Source organism: Salinibacter sp. 10B, assembly GCF_002954405.1.
GTDB lineage: Bacteria > Bacteroidota > Rhodothermia > Rhodothermales > Salinibacteraceae > Salinibacter.
In genome coordinates, this window is the sequence record NZ_MQWC01000004.1 from 3,617,697 (window position 1) to 3,633,750 (window position 16,054).

The 16,054-nt window shown below is 60.9% G+C and carries 13 protein-coding genes; 6 read left to right on the forward strand and 7 right to left on the reverse strand.

Features of this window, described 5'->3' with window-relative positions; genetic code table 11:
* Positions 1–4 precede the first annotated feature (4 nt).
* The 4 genes from BSZ35_RS14760 to BSZ35_RS14775 form a co-directional block, all read right to left on the reverse strand.
* Positions 5–1,030, reverse strand: a complete 1,026-nt coding sequence (locus tag BSZ35_RS14760) for a mechanosensitive ion channel domain-containing protein (RefSeq protein WP_105013158.1) — start codon at positions 1,028–1,030, stop codon at positions 5–7.
* Between the two features lie 167 nt (positions 1,031–1,197).
* Positions 1,198–2,424 (reverse strand): MFS transporter, encoded by a 1,227-nt coding sequence (locus BSZ35_RS14765; protein WP_105013159.1) that lies wholly within the window; start codon positions 2,422–2,424, stop codon positions 1,198–1,200.
* A gap of 337 nt (positions 2,425–2,761) precedes the next feature.
* Positions 2,762–5,269, reverse strand: a complete 2,508-nt coding sequence (ccsA, locus tag BSZ35_RS14770) for a cytochrome c biogenesis protein CcsA (protein WP_105013160.1) — start codon at positions 5,267–5,269, stop codon at positions 2,762–2,764.
* A gap of 141 nt (positions 5,270–5,410) precedes the next feature.
* Positions 5,411–5,995, reverse strand: coding sequence for a DUF3177 family protein (locus tag BSZ35_RS14775; RefSeq protein ID WP_105013161.1), 585 nt, complete (start codon positions 5,993–5,995; stop codon positions 5,411–5,413).
* A 234-nt stretch (positions 5,996–6,229) separates the two neighbouring features.
* On the opposite strand from BSZ35_RS14775, the gene BSZ35_RS14780 reads away from it, so the two are divergent.
* Positions 6,230–6,610 carry a septal ring lytic transglycosylase RlpA family protein gene (locus tag BSZ35_RS14780; protein WP_272483063.1) on the forward strand — a complete coding sequence of 127 codons (381 nt, stop codon included), beginning with the start codon at positions 6,230–6,232 and terminating at the stop codon, positions 6,608–6,610.
* 3 nt (positions 6,611–6,613) lie between these two features.
* On the opposite strand, the gene BSZ35_RS14785 is transcribed toward BSZ35_RS14780, so the two are convergent.
* Positions 6,614–7,744: an acetoin utilization protein AcuC gene (locus tag BSZ35_RS14785; RefSeq protein WP_105013162.1), complete on the reverse strand. Its 1,131-nt coding sequence runs from the start codon at positions 7,742–7,744 to the stop codon at positions 6,614–6,616.
* Positions 7,745–7,999: 255 nt separating this feature from the next.
* Here BSZ35_RS14785 and BSZ35_RS14790 point away from each other — a divergent pair, with 255 nt between their 5' ends.
* Complete coding sequence (locus BSZ35_RS14790; RefSeq protein ID WP_105013163.1) at positions 8,000–8,308, forward strand: hypothetical protein; 309 nt, start codon at positions 8,000–8,002, stop codon at positions 8,306–8,308.
* A 119-nt stretch (positions 8,309–8,427) separates the two neighbouring features.
* A complete protein-coding gene (locus BSZ35_RS14795; RefSeq protein WP_105013164.1) occupies positions 8,428–8,676 on the forward strand; it encodes a hypothetical protein in 249 nt (82 codons plus the stop codon).
* A gap of 22 nt (positions 8,677–8,698) precedes the next feature.
* On the opposite strand, the gene BSZ35_RS14800 is transcribed toward BSZ35_RS14795, so the two are convergent.
* Together BSZ35_RS14800 and BSZ35_RS14805 are read right to left on the reverse strand one after the other, a co-directional pair.
* Entirely contained in the window at positions 8,699–9,115 is a 417-nt protein-coding gene (locus BSZ35_RS14800) for a thioesterase family protein (RefSeq protein ID WP_105013165.1), read from the reverse strand.
* 24 nt (positions 9,116–9,139) lie between these two features.
* Positions 9,140–10,159, reverse strand: coding sequence for an acetyl-CoA carboxylase carboxyltransferase subunit alpha (locus BSZ35_RS14805; protein ID WP_105013166.1), 1,020 nt, complete (start codon positions 10,157–10,159; stop codon positions 9,140–9,142).
* A gap of 530 nt (positions 10,160–10,689) precedes the next feature.
* On the opposite strand from BSZ35_RS14805, the gene BSZ35_RS14810 reads away from it, so the two are divergent.
* The 3 genes from BSZ35_RS14810 (at position 10,690) to BSZ35_RS14820 (ending at position 16,024) form a co-directional block, all read left to right on the forward strand.
* A complete protein-coding gene (locus BSZ35_RS14810; protein ID WP_181149362.1) occupies positions 10,690–11,838 on the forward strand; it encodes an FHA domain-containing protein in 1,149 nt (382 codons plus the stop codon).
* An 87-nt stretch (positions 11,839–11,925) separates the two neighbouring features.
* Positions 11,926–14,073, forward strand: coding sequence for a serine/threonine-protein kinase (locus BSZ35_RS14815; RefSeq protein WP_105013168.1), 2,148 nt, complete (start codon positions 11,926–11,928; stop codon positions 14,071–14,073).
* Positions 14,074–14,926: 853 nt separating this feature from the next.
* Positions 14,927–16,024, forward strand: coding sequence for a CsgG/HfaB family protein (locus BSZ35_RS14820; protein ID WP_105013169.1), 1,098 nt, complete (start codon positions 14,927–14,929; stop codon positions 16,022–16,024).
* The last annotated feature ends 30 nt before the right edge of the window (positions 16,025–16,054 follow it).

Below are 16,054 nucleotides of genomic sequence, written 5' to 3' on the forward strand. Positions count from 1 at the left end.
CGTGCTACGACGCCGGAGGCGGTCCGGTAGGGGTAGGCGACGAGGGAGAAGAGCCGAAGTGTGAGTGCGACATAGGGGGAAGAAGATCTTCCGCCCGGTATGCGCGGCGTGCCCGCTCGGTAATGTCGCTTGCCAGCAGCGCCTCGTACCGCGTGTCGATGACGTATGCCTTTACCTTCAGGTGGACGAGGTGACCTTCGTCGTACTCATCCTTTACCAGCACGACCACCGGTTTTTCGAGGTAAACGTAGGGGGAACTCACTGCGGACTGGTAGGCGATGTCCTTGGCACGCCCCTCGTCCACCCATCCTGGTAGATAGAGGTCTGTGCCTACCTGGCAATTCAGCTCTCCCGCATTGGCGTTCGAGACCTGCCCGTCGGCCACCTGTGCGTTTGGAACCGTCACGAGGTTGTCGTCCGGGGTCACGATGCGAGTGGAGCGGAGGCCGATGGACGTGACTTCCCCGTAGGTTCCCCCTACCAGAATTTTGTCGCCTACCTGGAACGATTGATCGAAGAGGATGACGAGGCCGCCGAAGATATTTTTGAGGAGGTCCTGCGCCGCAAAGCCGATGGCGACACCAATGGCCGCGGCCGCCGCGAAGAGCCCCTGCGCGTCGACGTCGAAGATGCCGCGGAGCACGACGTAGAGGGCGATGCCCCACAGAAGGACGCGGAAGATGGGGACGAGGCGTTTGTAGAGGAGGCGCCGCTCGGCGTTGCGCTCAGCCAGCGTCTCCAGGATGAACGCCACTCCGTTGATCACGAAGAACGTGAGCACGAGCACGAGCACGGCGCCCAGGGCTCGGAGGCCGAAGCTTCGGGCCGTCTCGCCGACTTCGCGCAGGGTGGGATCCTGCGCACCGAGAGGAGCGGCGGTGGTGGTCGCCGTGTCTGAGGAGGCGGCGTCCAGGGTTGCGGCGTTCGGGGACGGCTGCTGGGGGCTTGGAGGCTGTTCCTGTGCAGAGGCGGGGCCAACAAGTAGAAGCCCGGCCAGGAGGCCCGAGTATAGAAGTCGTGCTAGAACCATTCGTTGAGCTCGATCGCCGTGCGGTGCATGAGCGTTCTAGAAGGTAGGGAAGCGAGACGGGGCCTGCAATACGAGTCGGGTTCGCAGGGAGGGACTGCGGATCGGAGGGCCTTGAGGCCCCTGATTCGGAGTTGGGGAGCGCCCCGAGTGCCTGTCTGGACGGAGCGTCACGACGCCCGGGGGGCGTGCAGCACCAGCACGGCGCCGATCGCCACGAGCAGAGCGATCCCTGCGGCAGCATAGAAGAGCGCACTGAGGCCGCCAAGGGCCAGCATGCTTCCGAGCAGCAGCGGGCCCACCGCCTGGCCGAGTCGCAAGACCATGCCGTTCAGCGACAGGATGATGCCGCGGGACGCATCGGAGGCCAGTTCGGTAAGGCGCGTCTGGAGGGCCGGTTGGTTGAGGCCCTGGGCCACGCCCGAGAGGAGGGACGCTGCCCCCACGCCCCATGGGGCTGGGGCCCACGGCATGAGGACGAGGGCCACCGCATTGATGAGGAGCGATCCTTGGATCAGGCGTTCTTTCGGAATGGTCATGCTGAGGCGGCCGAGCTGGGTGGCCACAAGGCCACTGGACACCGAGGCGAGGGCCAGGATGAGGCCGGCCACGATGGGCGGAGAGCCAAACCGTGCGTCCAGGAACTCCGGCACGTACGTGAGGAAGGCGCCGAAGAGAAGCACGTACACCCCAAAGTTGATCGCGAGGACGCCCAGAATCTGTGGGTCGGTGAGCCGGGCGCGAGCCACCGAAACGTATTTCGACAAGGACTGTGCGCGATCGACAGGTGGGGGCTCTAACTTCCACGCCACGGCCGCCCCCACGGGCAGGGCCAGCAGGGGCAGTGCAAACGGCCAAAACCACGCTATTGCCGCGAGGGTGCCGCCAAGCGCCGGGTAAATGGCCGTGCCCACGTTCAGGGCCGAGGCGTTGTACCCGATGGCTGCAGTGCGGGCCGTGCCCTGGTAGCGGTCGCCGATGAGTGTGACGGCGAGGCCCACAAGGGGAGCAGCGGCCATGCCCTGCAGGGCGCGCAGTGTGAGAAGCACTGGAAACGAGCGGGCCAAGGCACAGGCCCCGCCTGCAAGGCCGAATACGAAGAGCGTCGGGACGAGCACCCGCTTGCGCCCCAGCCGGTCGGCCATTGCGCCGGCGAGCGGCGCGCTTACAATGCCCGGCAGCGAGTAGGCCGTCACGATCCATCCCACCTGCACCCGTGAGATGTCGAATACGTCGACGACCGTTGGGAAGGCAGGGGCGACACTCGACACATTGCCCACGGCCACCAGCGTTACACAAAAGAGCAGCCACAGCTCCGAGTCGCGGTACGGGGGGCTCGATACGGAGGAGGGATCGGCCGGAGCGGCGGCGTCAGCGGGCGAACCGTCGGGAGGCATGAGAGCCGAGAGTTCAGGGAAGAAGCGGAGGGGCGAAGCGACACCGGCCCGGGTTGAGTAGACTGGACTGGAGGGTCAAGGGATACTCATTTTTATGATGAGTGGACCCGCTAAATAAAGTGGAGAGGAAAAATCCAATGATCATGTCTCGACGTATCCGTTCGTTCAACTATTCGCCGCGTCGAATCAGTCGCTCCTCAGTCAACACGAGACGCCGTACAGAACGATATTCGAGAGTTTTCGAGTCCCGCGTCCGATCGGGGACTGCAATTGGATCGTGGGCCAGAATCGTTCACGCCGGTTGATATGCCGAGGCTTCACGACACGATCTCTTTTGCTACCGCCGAAACCGAATGTCCTGCACGCGCCGTCCGATCGCGACCACGAAGCCGACAGTCATCACGATAATCCCGATCCAGAGCAGGCTGATGAGCGGTTTGGTGTAGGCCTGTACCACCACCCAGTTTTCCGGCATCACGTCCACGCCTTCCACGGCGAACGTTGCCTTGCCGTTATTTGCGTTCATCTCCGTAAATGCCATCCGCAGATCCCAGTCCCCAACGCGATTTTCGATGTACTGCTGACTGTTGTCGTTCATCACCAGGTAGATTGGCATCAGCGACCGGGTCTCCTGCGTTTCGAAATTCGTTACCCGGAGGTTTGCTCCCACGGCCATTTGGGCATCGTCCGGCACCCGTTCCGGAATGGACACGTCTGATTCCGCCATGCCCTGCGGGCCCTTCAGCACCGTGAACCCGTCGAATGCTACGGCAAACTGCCGGTCGCCCAGCGTCGTCGAGTCACCACGGGACAGCTGGAACTCCCCGCCCGGCTTGCCCTCCTTCGACCCCATGCCGGTCGCCTCCTTCGGGGTCACGGACAGGAAAATGTCCTTTTCGAGGAAGGCCTTTACGTCCGGGTGCATGAACCACTGGTCGCCGCTTCCCTGATAGGCGACCGGTTTCATGGTATAGGAGCGGCCCTTCGGGTCCGTTACGTCAATGATGTACTGCCCGCGCCCCCGCTCCGTGGTGGACTTACCGGTGTAGGTAACCCGGTATCCGTTGACGAGGCGCGTTTGTCCCTTGGCCACCACGAAGTTTTCGCGCGGCATCTGGTCTTCATTGGCCGAGGGCGTCGTGCCGAGACGCGGCAGGGCACGATCAAAGCCACTCGACGCGATAATGCCGAGAATCGTAATTGCCAATCCGACGTGGGCAATTGCGCCACCCGCCATGCGCGGGTTGCCGCGCAGCACGCGCCAGAGCACCATGCCGTTGCCGAAGAGAGCGAAGAAGCCCACAAACAAGAGCATCAGCATCTGAAGCGCCTGGCCGTACATCGCCCAGAACTGGGAGAGGCCGCTAAAGAGCCCGGCGGATGCCGTTTGAGACGGTCCCACGGAGCCAGCGGGGAGGAGAACCGTCTGTTCGGCAAACGGGGTGAAGATGAGAATCGCGATTGTGCAGGTCGTTGCGAATGCCACCGGCTTCAAGAGCACGCGGTTCAGGCTTTCCACGTCCATCTTGTTCCACCAGAAGAGCTGTCCCAGTCCCGCAAGAAAGACAAAGCCCAGCGCCAGCGGGAGCGTCCATTCGTTGTAGAACTCGGTGGGCACGGCCGAGGGATTGTCGCGGAAGATGCGACCGAAGATGGGGGCGCTGGTGCCGAGGATAATCACGGCCGCGGTGGTGCAAAGGAGCACAGCGCCAGAGAGGATCATGAACTCGCGCGAGAGAATGCGCGGCTCCTTATCGGGCGTCGGCAGTTCGCGGTAGCGGTACACGAAGAGCCCGATGCCGACCGTGCCGATCATGGCGATCCAAATCAAGAGCTGGTTGTAGAGGCCGAGGTCGACGAACGAGTGTACGGAGACGTCTCCCAGGATGCCGCTACGGGTGAGAAACGTGGAGTAGATGACCAGCACGTAGGCCGCGATCGAAAGGAGAAGGGAGGCCTTCTGCCCTGTCCCGCTCTTCTTCTGCACGAGCATAGTGTGGAAGGCCGCCACCCCTACAATCCAGGGCACGAGCGATGAGTTTTCGACGGGATCCCATGCCCAGTAGCCGCCGAAGGAAAGCGTCACGTACGCCCAGTATCCGCCCATCGTGATGGCCACGCCCAGGATGGCGACGGCGAAGAGTGTCCACGGCAGGGCCGGGCGCACCCACTGCGTGTACTTCTTGCGCCAGAGCGCCGCAATCGCAAACGCGAAGGGTACCACCATCGACGAGAAGCCGATGAAGAGGAACGGCGGGTGAATCGTCATCCACGGGTTCTGGAGAAGGTCATTCAATCCCTGCCCGTCCGCCGGGACGAAGTTCGGGTTCTGTTGGAAGATGGGGGCGTCAGTGAACTTCTCCGCGAGTGTCATGAACGGAGACGCCCCGATTTCGAGCGGGCCGAATTGCAGGCCCACGACCATCGACAGCAGGAAGAACTGGCAGAAAGCCACCACCGCCATTACGTGCCGCTCGTAGTCGCGCTGCACGTAGGCGATGAGGGCTGCACCCACTCCACACATCATGAGAATCCAGAACAGGAATGATCCTTCCTGCCCCGCCCAGAAGGTGGAAAACAGGTAGTGTCCGGGGAGGTCGTTCGAGGAATTCTGGTAGACGTAGGCGTACTGGTACTGGTGGTTGAGGATCAGATACCAGAGCACGACGGAGGTCGAAACGACGGCCGCACTCATTACGCCCCAGGCCCAGCGCCCGGCCCGTTTCCAGGAGCGGGCCTGTGCGGAGGCATCGTCCGATTGGGCGGACCAGAAGAACGCTATGGCCGATCCGCCGCACGCGATAAACGCGACGAGCAGAAGGACTTCGCCGATGGTGCCGAGCATGAAGCAGCAGGGAGGCAGTCTGGAAGATGGTGGGAGTGGATGGTAATCGAAGCCCGTTTCCCAGTTCCGGGTCCCGATTCGAAGGGGCGCCTGGATTCACGGGGAATTGGGGGCGTTCGTACCGAGCAGGGGCCCGCCGAGTCAGGAGTTCGGGGCTTGCCGCTCCAGTAGGTCGCGCTGCAGCCGCACGGCGGTGGCCAGCAGATAGGCGGAGTACACGCCCAGTGCCACCCAGCCGTAGCGGGCCAGCCAGATCGGCTCAATGCTCGGGTGCAGCCACGCTGCGTATTGTTGGGGCGGCAGGTACCAGGCCTGACACACCGGGGTCACATCCGACCACACGCAAGGCAGGAGAGGGAGCATGTAGGCCAGGCCGACGAGGTTGTAGGGGATGGCCGCCGCGCGCCAGTACCGGAAGACTGTGGCCCGCCAGTCGGGCGATGTGGGGATCGGCTGGTCCCGGAGCACCGTTAGGGCATCCCCGCGCCACAGCGCCAGGGGAATGAGGGCCCGTGCGGCAAAGCCCGTCGCAAAGCCCATGGGCGTTTCCCCAATCCACAGATACACCGTGATGCCGAGCAACGCCGACGTGCGCCAGTAGACCAGCAGCCGCTTGCGTACGGACGGCAGCGTGACCGACACCCCCAGCAAGCACAGGGGCACCACTACCAACAGCACCACGGCGAGGATAAAGTCGACGTAGACGAGCGTATCGTATAGATTCATGGACGAGAGGAACTAAGGGGAGAGCCGTCGACGGAGAAAATGCACTTTTTAGGCATCTTTTAGGACGAACGGGCGTTCACATACCGTTGTACAATTGTTGTCATCGTTCCGGTTCTTCACTTCCACTCTCGTATGTCTCGTTCCCGTTCCCCAAAGAAGGTTCGCCTTTTCCGCCACCGTCCACTGTGCTTTGCGCTCGTAGGCCTCGGCTTTTTCGCCATGATCACGGCCTGTATGGCCAGTGGGCAGTCGCACAGTCATCTTCTTGACGATCCGCGGGGAGAGGCCAGCTATTACGGACACCGATTTGCCGGGGAGACCACGGCCAATGGAGAAACCTTCGACCCCGATGACATGACGGCCGCCCATCCGAGCCTGCCATTCAACACCGTCGTGCGCGTTACCCGGGTTGGGGGGGAGCAGCGGCGAGCGGTCACCGTCCGCGTCAACGATCGGGGACCGTATGCCGGCGATCGTATTATCGATCTTTCGAGAGCCGCGGCTGAAGAGATCGGTATGATCGAGGAGGGGGTCGTTGACGTGCGCATTGAGGTCTTGGAATTGCCGGGAGACACGCAGACGGCATCGAGCCGATCCAGCACAGGGGGGTGGTGACGGTTAATACCAGTGGGGGGCCAGGATCTCCAAAACCTGCGTGCTGGTTTGTTGATTTTTTTCCCGGACATCGGGGCGGCGCGAAAGGTTGAAGGACGGTTCCGGGTCGTGAAGGGTGGAGGTGAGGGACGCGTCCAGTTGATCCTGCCATTGCGTGCGCCAGTCGGCGGGAATCGTGTCGGGCAGGTCGAGGTCCTGCATAAGAAGAGCAAGCAGCGTCCACACGCGCACCACGGCATCGAGGTGGTAGCCCCCACCGAATGTGCAGAGTATTCGTCCGTTCGTGTGTTCGTCGGCGAGGGAAAGGAGGTCTCGGAACAGATCCTCGTACGTTTGAGAAGTCAGGAGGAGGTCGGCCAGCGGGTCTTGGAAGTGAGCATCGGCCCCACACTGCGCGACGATTACGTCCGGGGCGAACTTGTCGAGAGCGTACGGCACCACTCGTTCAAACGCGTCGCGATAGCTCTCAGGCTCGGTGTGTGGCATCAGGGGAACGTTGACCGCGGAGCCCTCGCCGGCCTCTTCGCCAATTTCGTCCACGCCTCCACTACCGGGAAAAAGATACTGTCCCGACTCGTGTAGGCTAATTGTGAGCACACCGGGGTCGTCGTAGTGCAGAAACTGGACACCATCGCCATGGTGCACGTCAATGTCGACGTACGCGACGCGCAGGTTCTGCTCGCGTAGCGTGTTGATGGCAACCGAAAGATCGTTGTAGACGCAGAAGCCGGAGGCCCGGTCGCGATGGGCATGGTGCAACCCGCCGCCCATCTGCAGGACGCGGGACGCTTTCTCCTCCGCAATTAGACGGGCTCCGTGTAGGGTCCCGCCGACGAGGCCACGGGTGGCTGCGTCCATATTTTCGAAGACCGGTACGTCGCCAGTGTTAATGCCGTAGTCCCACGCTTCGGGGGGCGGACGCCCGTCGGAGGCCGCCTCCACCTTTTTCACAAGCGACTCGCTGTGGACCCGACGCACTTCCGCGCGGGAAGCCACCGGGGGAGATATCGGGTCGATTGGTTGCCCGAGCGCGTCGAGCAGGCTCACCACCATCTCCTGCCGAATGGGGCTGAACGGGTGGTCGGGGCCAAAGTCGTAGTCGAGGTAGCGGTCGTCGAAAAGGAGGGTAGCCACGGATCGGAGACCGGTCCTGCGAGGGGGGCGAGGGACAAAAGGAGTCTTCATAAAAGGTAAGCGTCCACGCACCGATCCGCCAACGGAAATTTGGGAAAAGAACAGAGAGGGAGGACGGGGGAGAGGGGATTGGTCGGATACAATTCCCAAAATCTGCTAAACCAAACCAACTCGTTCCACTCAAGACGCCGTCACACTCGCTCGTTTCCTCTCTCTTTAGCCAAAATCATCGTGCCATTGTAGACGTAGACGTTCGTGGCCACGACGGATTCGAAGAGCTTTCCTCTTGTTGACAATCAATTCGAAATCCAGCGCCCGTTTGTTGATCTGAACGACACGCAAGAGCAGAACCTCGGTGGGGACGCCGGTTACACCGAGGGCGACGATGTCTTTGGGTATACGGCCTGCGTCTCGCACCGCACGATTGACGGAGGTCAGGCCCCGATCGTGAGCAACAATGTTGTGCGGGCCGACGGCGCCGACGATCAGGACAGCACCGCGTTTCGGACGCACGGGCTTTTGGGGAGCACAACGGCTCAGGTGCCTCCACGGTCCAGTGGGTAGGATACGTCGAGGGACACGCCCCCCCACCGCTACTGCTTCGAAGTTGAGGAGATGCCCGTGCGCGAGCGACCGTCTCCGAGACGACGATTCGCAAGGTCGGACTACAGACCCCCCCCCTCGTGAAGTCCGTGATTCCCAATCCCGTCTGGCACCGGGGCACGCTGGAATTCGCCGTAACGGAGGCGACGTCCGTGACGGTTCCGCTGTACAATACGCTCGGGCGGCGAGGGCAAATGCTGTATCAGGGAACGCCCGCCCCGAATACGTTCACCGCGGTGCCGATGTGGACGGTGGACTTGGCGAATGGGGGGACTTTGTTCGGGGGCGGGGAGACGACTTCGTCGAAACGAGGCGCCAGTCGGTCGTAGAGTGAAGAGTCGACAGAGGCCGTCAGTCTGCAAAGGCCAGTTCGAAGGCGTCGGTTACGGCGTCAGGGGCGGGGATGGGCCGCCGCCGCTCTGCGTTCATGAAGCAGAGTGTGGTGTGTCCAGTGGCCAATACATCGTCCTCGTCTTCTGGGTGTACCGAGTAGTCAATCGGCACGCGCACCGAGGGCGGCTCTGCAAAGGTCACGTTCACCACAATCACGTCGTCGTAGTGGGCAGGACGCTTATACTGGACGTCGGCTTCGACAACCGGCATGATAATGCCATCGGCTTCGAGGTCCCGGTAGCGGACCCCAAGGTCACGCAGGGCCTCCGTGCGGGCAGCCTCGAAGTAGTCGAGGTAGTGGGTATGATAGACCACGCCCATCGGGTCGCACTCGCGGTAGCGGACACGGTGGCGGTGAGAGTATACGTACGACACGAATCGGAGGGAAGAGGGGAGAGACTATCGATGGGCAGCGGGGGCCATCGGTTCGCCCGTTTCGTAGGCCCCGAGGGCGTCGAACTTCTCCAGCCGTCGGTCGAGAAGCGTAGACGTGTCGATGTCCTCTAGGGACTGAAGGGCATTTCCAATGGCTTGTCCAACTGTAGCATACGTCGTGTCGGGATCGCGGTGTGCACCTCCCACCGGCTCAGACACAATCTCATCGATGACGTCGACCTCCACCAGATCCGGTGCTGTAAGCTTCAGGGCACGGGCAGCGTCCTCTTTGTGGTCCCAGGAGCGCCATAGGATTTGCGAACAACTCTCAGGCGCAATGACAGAGTACCACGAATTTTCGAGCATGAGAATGCGGTCGCCGAGGCCGATGCCGATGGCGCCGCCGGAGGCCCCTTCTCCGATCACAACCACCACAATGGGGACCGGCAGGCGTGCCATCTCGAACAGGTTGCGCGCAATGGCTTCTGCTTGGCCCCGCTCCTCGGCCCCCATTCCTGGATAGGCTCCGGGGGTGTCAAGCAGTGTAACGATCGGTTTATTGAACTTCGCCGCCATCTTCATGAGGCGCTCAGCTTTGCGATAGCCTTCCGGATTGGGCATCCCGAAGCGACGGTACTTGCGCTCCTTCGTATCGCGGCCTTTCTGGTGGCCGAGCACCATAACGGTACGGTCGCGGTAGCCATAGCGCTCCCCGTTAAATTCAGCGAGCCCTCCCACGATCGACCGGTCGTCACTAAAGCGACGGTCGCCGTGCAGCTCCACAAAATCGTCGGTTAGGGCCTCGATGTAGTCGAGCGTGTAGGGCCGCTGTGGGTGGCGCGCAATCTGGACCCGTTGCCAGCGCGTAAGGTTGCGGTAGATCGAGGTCCGCAGCTTCTCGACCCGCTCTTCCAACGCATTAATTTCGTTGGAGAGGTCATCCTGCGTTTCTTCGTTGAGTTCCCGCATTTCCGCAAGCTTTTCCTCCAGCTCCACGAGCGGTTTTTCGAAGTCCAGCAAATGCTGATTGCTGTCGTCGGCCATGGCCAAAAGACAAGTGAGGCAGTACGCGATACGAACGCAAAACTCGGACCGGTAGGGGTACACACCGGCTGGCCGGGCGTCCACTGTGCCGCTGAGGCGCGCGGACGCACGGCAAGAGAGTAACGGTTCCACCCGTACAGTATGTGTCCTAACGAGGGCAATGGCAATTCTGTGGGCACCAGCGCTCAGCATTCATTTTGCCTGGACACGCGAGAAGGGGCGACTGGCGGATGGCCCGTGTCTTGACGAAGGCCTAAGATAACCCTTATCCTAAGGGCATCCGTCGTGGAACGAGCGGAGAACACCACTCGACTTGGGGATGTCCGGAGGCGGGAGGGGCGTCTCGGTTCGATGAGAGAAGCCGATTGTTCAGTCGGCGGAGCCACGTGATCGTCTCGTGCCATTGGGGGAAGAAGGGAGCACGGCGGGGCCGCGCTTTCTTTCGAGACCTGCTATGCGACATGTCACAGGCGCAGCGCGGCTTTCACCATTCGGGTCCATCGTATTCACACCGCAGTCCCTCACGTTTTATGCCGATAAAGCTGCAAGTTGTTAAGGAGGACGCCGCCGGGGAGCCGGCCGACTATCTGTTCGAGCAAGACCGGATTACGATTGGACGCGGAAGCGGCAATGATCTCACTCTGCCGGATCAGAAGGTAAGTACCGAGCATGCCGAGATTCGGAGCAAGGATGGGGATTATCTTCTCATTGATCGGGATAGCAAGAACAAGACGTATGTGGATGGGCAACGCGTGGGGGAGACGCAGCCCTACCGGCTCAACAGTGGGGATGTCTTTCGAGTGGGCGACTTCAACATCGAGTTTGCGCCCCTCTTCATGCCATCGTCCGAGCAGACTGCTTTCGCGGAGGAGGATGAGGCGGCCAATCCATTCGAGAAGCACGCGAAGCAGCTGGCATCTGCCCTTGAGGGACTAGCCGAGACCTACAAGTTTGCCCCGGCCGAGGACCGAGAGGAAAATTTTGCGGCCGCCGTGCAGGACCACCTCGACGCGGAGATCGCCGACGACGAGGCGGTGCAACGCGTCCTGTCGCAACTGGGAGCAGACGCATCGTCCACCGAAGCAGCGGAGAACGATACGTTTTCTCAACAACCAACGGCGGACGACGAGGCGGTCGATGAGGTGCTTGGCACATTGCTGGAAGGGGTGGCCCGAATGATTAGTATTCCGAACCACTTCTGGCGGGAGTTTACCGGCGAAACGCTCGAGCACCCGGAGGAAAAAGACTTTCTGTACGGAGCGGACCTTGACGACCTTCGGGCCCGCCTTCTTGACGACTCGTTGTCCGAAGAGCAACGAGAGGAACGCCTTCAGCACTTGAGTGATGCCGTCGACAGTCTCGTGGCGCATAACATGGCCATGCTCGCTGGCTACAAGAAGTCGGTGATGGCGGGAAGTAAAGAACTATTGCAACGGGTGAACCCGGTCGATGCAATCGAGGAGGCGGAGGAGGGCGGCATGATGGACAGCTTCTTTGGGGGCGGGAGCCAATCGGAGCTCGAGCGGCTTCACGAAGAGTGGCGGGACCTCTTCCACGGCGAGTGGGGGGCACTGGAAAGCGAACTCTTCCGGCCCACCTACGTGGATGCGTACGTGGACCGAATGGCCCAGACCTGGGACATGGACCGGGCCGAGATTATGACGAAGGAGGACGCGTAAGATAGGCGTCGAAGAAACAGCCTGACAGGAGCAGCGATACGCGTGATTCGTTCCCGTACTGACGATTGACCCCGAGGGACCAACTCCATGAACGACGCCGTCATCGGAAAGGAAGTGGATGGATACCGCATCCAGGCCGTACTCGGGCGCGGCGGCATGGGGACGGTGTACAAGGCGGAAGACGTGAACCTGTCGCGGACGGTGGCGATCAAGCGCATCAATCCGGGACAACAGGAGCGGGAGTCTTTTATTCACCGATTCCGCTCCGAGGCGCAGGCCCTGGCTCGCATCGACAGCCCGAATATCGTCGGGGTCTATGCGCTTCGCGAGACCGACATCGGTCTCCTGATCGTCATGGAGTATGTGGAAGGGGGAACGCTAAAGGATCCAATCGAGCGTCAGGGAGCAATGGTGCCAGCGCAGGCCCTCCCCATTCTCGAGCAAACCATGCAGGCGTTTCACGATGCCCACAGCGCCGGGGTCATCCACCGCGATATCAAGCCGGAAAACGTCATGCTGACGACGGATGGCATGGTGAAGGTGACCGACTTTGGCATTGCGAAGCTCCGACAACCGGACTCTGGAGAGACCGTCACGCAGGGGGGGCAGGGCGGCACACTGAAGTACATGTCGCCCGAGCAGATCTCAAACATCAGTGAGGTCGATGCGCGAAGTGATCTCTATTCCCTGGGCATGACCGCCTACGAAATCCTTGCGGGGGACCTGCCGTTCGAGGATACTGATACCGACTTTGATATTATGCGGAAGGTGGTGGAGGGACAGATTCCTCCGCCTGACGAGCTCAACTCCGAGATCCCTTCGGGGCTTGCTCAGTGGATCATGGGGGCCATTGAGAAACGGCAGGACGATCGATATCAGAGTGCCGAGGAGATGCTAGAGGCCCTTCGGAAGGCCGATCGGCAGAGTACGGGCAAGACGATCACACAGCCCGACTGGGAGGTTGACGACGGCAGTGCGGACGTTGACGAGACACGGACGATTGTGCCGGAGGAGACGGATCCGGGGCAGACGGCGGGGCCGGACGAGGGGTACGCCGATCAGACGGAAACCGTCGTGCCGGAAGAGGGCGATGGCTCTGAAAAAACAGGGGGAGAGACCGTGATGGCCCCCGAGGGGACGACTCAACCGTCCGTGCCGGAAGCCGAGACGGACCCTGCTTCTGCTACAGAGTCCGGAGCTGACGACGACGATGCGGAGGACGAGATGAGTTGGGCCGTTGTGGGGGGCGGGATTGTTGCCGCACTGATCCTCATTGCTGGAGGGGCTTTGGCATACACCCAACTGGGTGGGGGCGGCGGGGCCGCGACGGCGACCCTGGCGCTCGATACGGCCCCGGCTGGCGCTACCGTTCTCGTGAATGGGGACACTGCCGGAACGACCCCCATCAAGGGCCACGCCGTTGAGGCGGGAACCGTTCAGTTGCTGGTTCGAAAGGAGGGCTATTCCAGATGGGACACGACCCTAACGGAAGTGAAGGGCGGAAGACGGGTTGCTCTCCAAGATGTGACGTTGGTTGAGCTAAGAACGGACGAGTCGGCTGCGATGAGTGCCGACAACGCCGGGGGAGCGTCGTCGGATGGAGGGGGAGAGTCGGAACAAGTAGCGAACACGACTGAGCAAGCGTCCGCTGACGCTTCCGGCGCGACGTCCACGACAGAAAATCAGGATACACCCCCCGATCCCTCTGCGAGCGGCGCAGCCGACGTTGAGACGGGCGGGGCCGAGACGACCACCGGCACCGTTGAGGTTACGCCCGAGCCATCTGGAACCGTTTGGGTGGATGGGCAGCAGCAACGCGGAGGGGCGATTCCCCTTGAAGTAGGACAACACACCATTACGTGCCGCCATCAGGACTACGGCAGTGTTGATACGACCCTCACCGTCTCCGAGGGACAAACCCAGACGCTGTCCTGTCATTTTCAGCAACAGGTAACTGTGAATACGGCAGGGGGCACCTACGGTCAGATCTGGCTGAATGGAGAAGTGACAAATGAAAGTACGCCCAGTACGCTCACCCTCTCGCCGGGGACATACCGGATTGAGGTACGGCGAAAGACGTTGGAAGGCTTTCAAGTAGAGGGAGGCATCACCAAGACGGAGCGGGGAGGATCCTCTACGACCGAACGATTTTCGGGGGCGGGCTACCGGATACGAGTCGAGCCCACCTTTACGAGGGTGGAGCACGCCGTCGTCTTCAATGTGAGTCGAGAGTAAGAACCTGTTCTCATGTACGCCCGTCTCCACATCCGATGCCGATGGGGGCGTAGACCGAACGCACATCGGAGCGGATGTGCCTGCATCCCCGGCGGGGAGGAACGGGGTCCGCAGTCGGTGCGTCCTGCCGAACGCACAGCGTATGAAAGGAAAACAGCTTCTTAGAGACTGTTTTGATTTCCCACGATGACAGTTCAGGCAGGGCGCGACGACTGCAGATCGTCGGGATCCAACAGGGGCTCCTTCTGAGCAACGGACGGCCCTCCAATTCCTGCGAAATACCTCGTCGATTCTCAAACCCGATCAAAAATCAAAACAGTCTCTAAGGGCCGAGAACGGCGCTGCTGTACGGAGCAGGAAGGGCAGAAGCACCTGACAGGTGCTGGTCAGGGCCGTGCTAGGAGACCCTGAGCCCCGTGCTGAATGTGGGCGCGTTGGTTGAAATCCTCCGTCGGGCGGAGCAGTCAGCCGCTGTGGCACCTCAAACGCTCAAGTCAAGCGTAGCGCCACGAATCGAATCCACTTCTGCGGCTGCCGACGATTGCTCGTGCCGCTCACGCGTGTTGGGACGCTCACCCCTTTTTCTGTAACGAAGAGGGAAGCCGACACGGAGTGGGCATTTCTACTGCTTCGTCTGTTTCTTATTGTACAGAACTGCCACACAAGAATTGATTACAGGGTTCATGGAAATTGCATTTCCGGTTTTTACATGCCCTCTCGTTATAGAAGGGCGGATAGGTGTCGCACGAATGCTCCCGTCGGGGAGGAAAATTTGTCTTTGGTAAAGTCCTTGCACGCCGAAGGCATAGCAGCGCACGAGCCACATTCTTTTAAGACCGAGAGGTGACTCAGCATGCTTACGTCACGAACGTTTACCGGCCCATCTTTTTTCTTCCTCTCCGTTCGGTGGGGAAGCGCTCTTCTGCTCGGAGCCGTTCTTGTTAGCAGCCTTGGAGGGGTGCAGCGCGCCGCGGCGCAGCAGTCTGCTTTTGAGCAAGCAAAGCAGAAGTACCAGTTTGCCGAGTATGAGACGGCGACCTCGCTTTTTCAGAAGGTTGCCGATAACCAGCAGGCCGATATGGCGTTGCGCCGGGATGCGCTACGATACTTGGCGCGCACGTACATCGCTCGGGGACAGAAGGGGAATGCCCGGTCGGCCATTCAGGAACTCGTGGGCACGAACCCGCCAACCGATTACCTGAACCCGGACGTAGAGCCGCCAGCCGTGATGGACATTTACTATCGGGTCCGGAAGGAGCAACGCGGGGACTACAGCGTGCAGGAACAGCAGGGACTGCAAACCCTCGCCGTTATGGACTTTTCGAACAACTCAATTACCCGCCGGGAAGACTATCAGGGATTGAGCAAGGGGCTTCCGTCCATCATGATCAATCATTTGACAGGGGGGACGGATCTGCAGGTGATTGAGCGAGAGCGGATTGAATGGCTTCTGAACGAACTCAAGCTGCAGAAGCAGGGAGACAAGGTTGATCAATCGACCGCGGTGCGTACCGGGAAGCTTCTCGGAGCGAATGCGGTTGTGTTTGGGAGTTTCATCGCGACGGAGAACCAAATGAATGTTTCGGCGCGCGTTGTGAAGGTAGAAACGGGCGAGGTGTTGTTCGGGGACCAGGTGCGCGGAAAGCCGGATGAGTTCTTCAGTCTCATCAAGGAACTCAGCCAGAAGGTGACGAAGAGCATTAACGTCGAGATGGAGGAAACGAAACTTGGCTCCGAACAGACAAAATCGCTGGATGCAATGATGGCATATTCCGACGGACTGAGTCTGCTTGAGGCGGGGAAGTACCGAGAGGCACAGGGCAAATTCAAGCAGGCCCTGGAATACGACGATAGTTTTGCGAAGGCTCGAAAGAAGATGAAGAGCTTGAAGCCAATGGTCGCCAGTCTGGGTGCCGAAAACGAAAATGCTTCATCGTCAAGCATGGAATGACAGGAGCGATCGGCTGCCCGGAATTTCGGA

What these genes read in the sequence shown, in the direction of transcription:
- BSZ35_RS14760 (WP_105013158.1), bottom strand. Translation starts at nt 1,030, where the DNA reads ATGGTTCTAGCACGACTTCTATACTCGGGCCTCCTGGCCGGGCTTCTA.
- BSZ35_RS14820 (WP_105013169.1), top strand. Translation starts at nt 14,927, where the DNA reads ATGCTTACGTCACGAACGTTTACCGGCCCATCTTTTTTCTTCCTCTCC.
- ccsA (WP_105013160.1), bottom strand. Translation starts at nt 5,269, where the DNA reads ATGCTCGGCACCATCGGCGAAGTCCTTCTGCTCGTCGCGTTTATCGCG.
- BSZ35_RS14810 (WP_181149362.1), top strand. Translation starts at nt 10,690, where the DNA reads ATGCCGATAAAGCTGCAAGTTGTTAAGGAGGACGCCGCCGGGGAGCCG.
- BSZ35_RS14765 (WP_105013159.1), bottom strand. Translation starts at nt 2,424, where the DNA reads ATGCCTCCCGACGGTTCGCCCGCTGACGCCGCCGCTCCGGCCGATCCC.
- BSZ35_RS14805 (WP_105013166.1), bottom strand. Translation starts at nt 10,159, where the DNA reads ATGGCCGACGACAGCAATCAGCATTTGCTGGACTTCGAAAAACCGCTC.
- BSZ35_RS14775 (WP_105013161.1), bottom strand. Translation starts at nt 5,995, where the DNA reads ATGAATCTATACGATACGCTCGTCTACGTCGACTTTATCCTCGCCGTG.
- BSZ35_RS14815 (WP_105013168.1), top strand. Translation starts at nt 11,926, where the DNA reads ATGAACGACGCCGTCATCGGAAAGGAAGTGGATGGATACCGCATCCAG.
- BSZ35_RS14780 (WP_272483063.1), top strand. Translation starts at nt 6,230, where the DNA reads ATGGCCAGTGGGCAGTCGCACAGTCATCTTCTTGACGATCCGCGGGGA.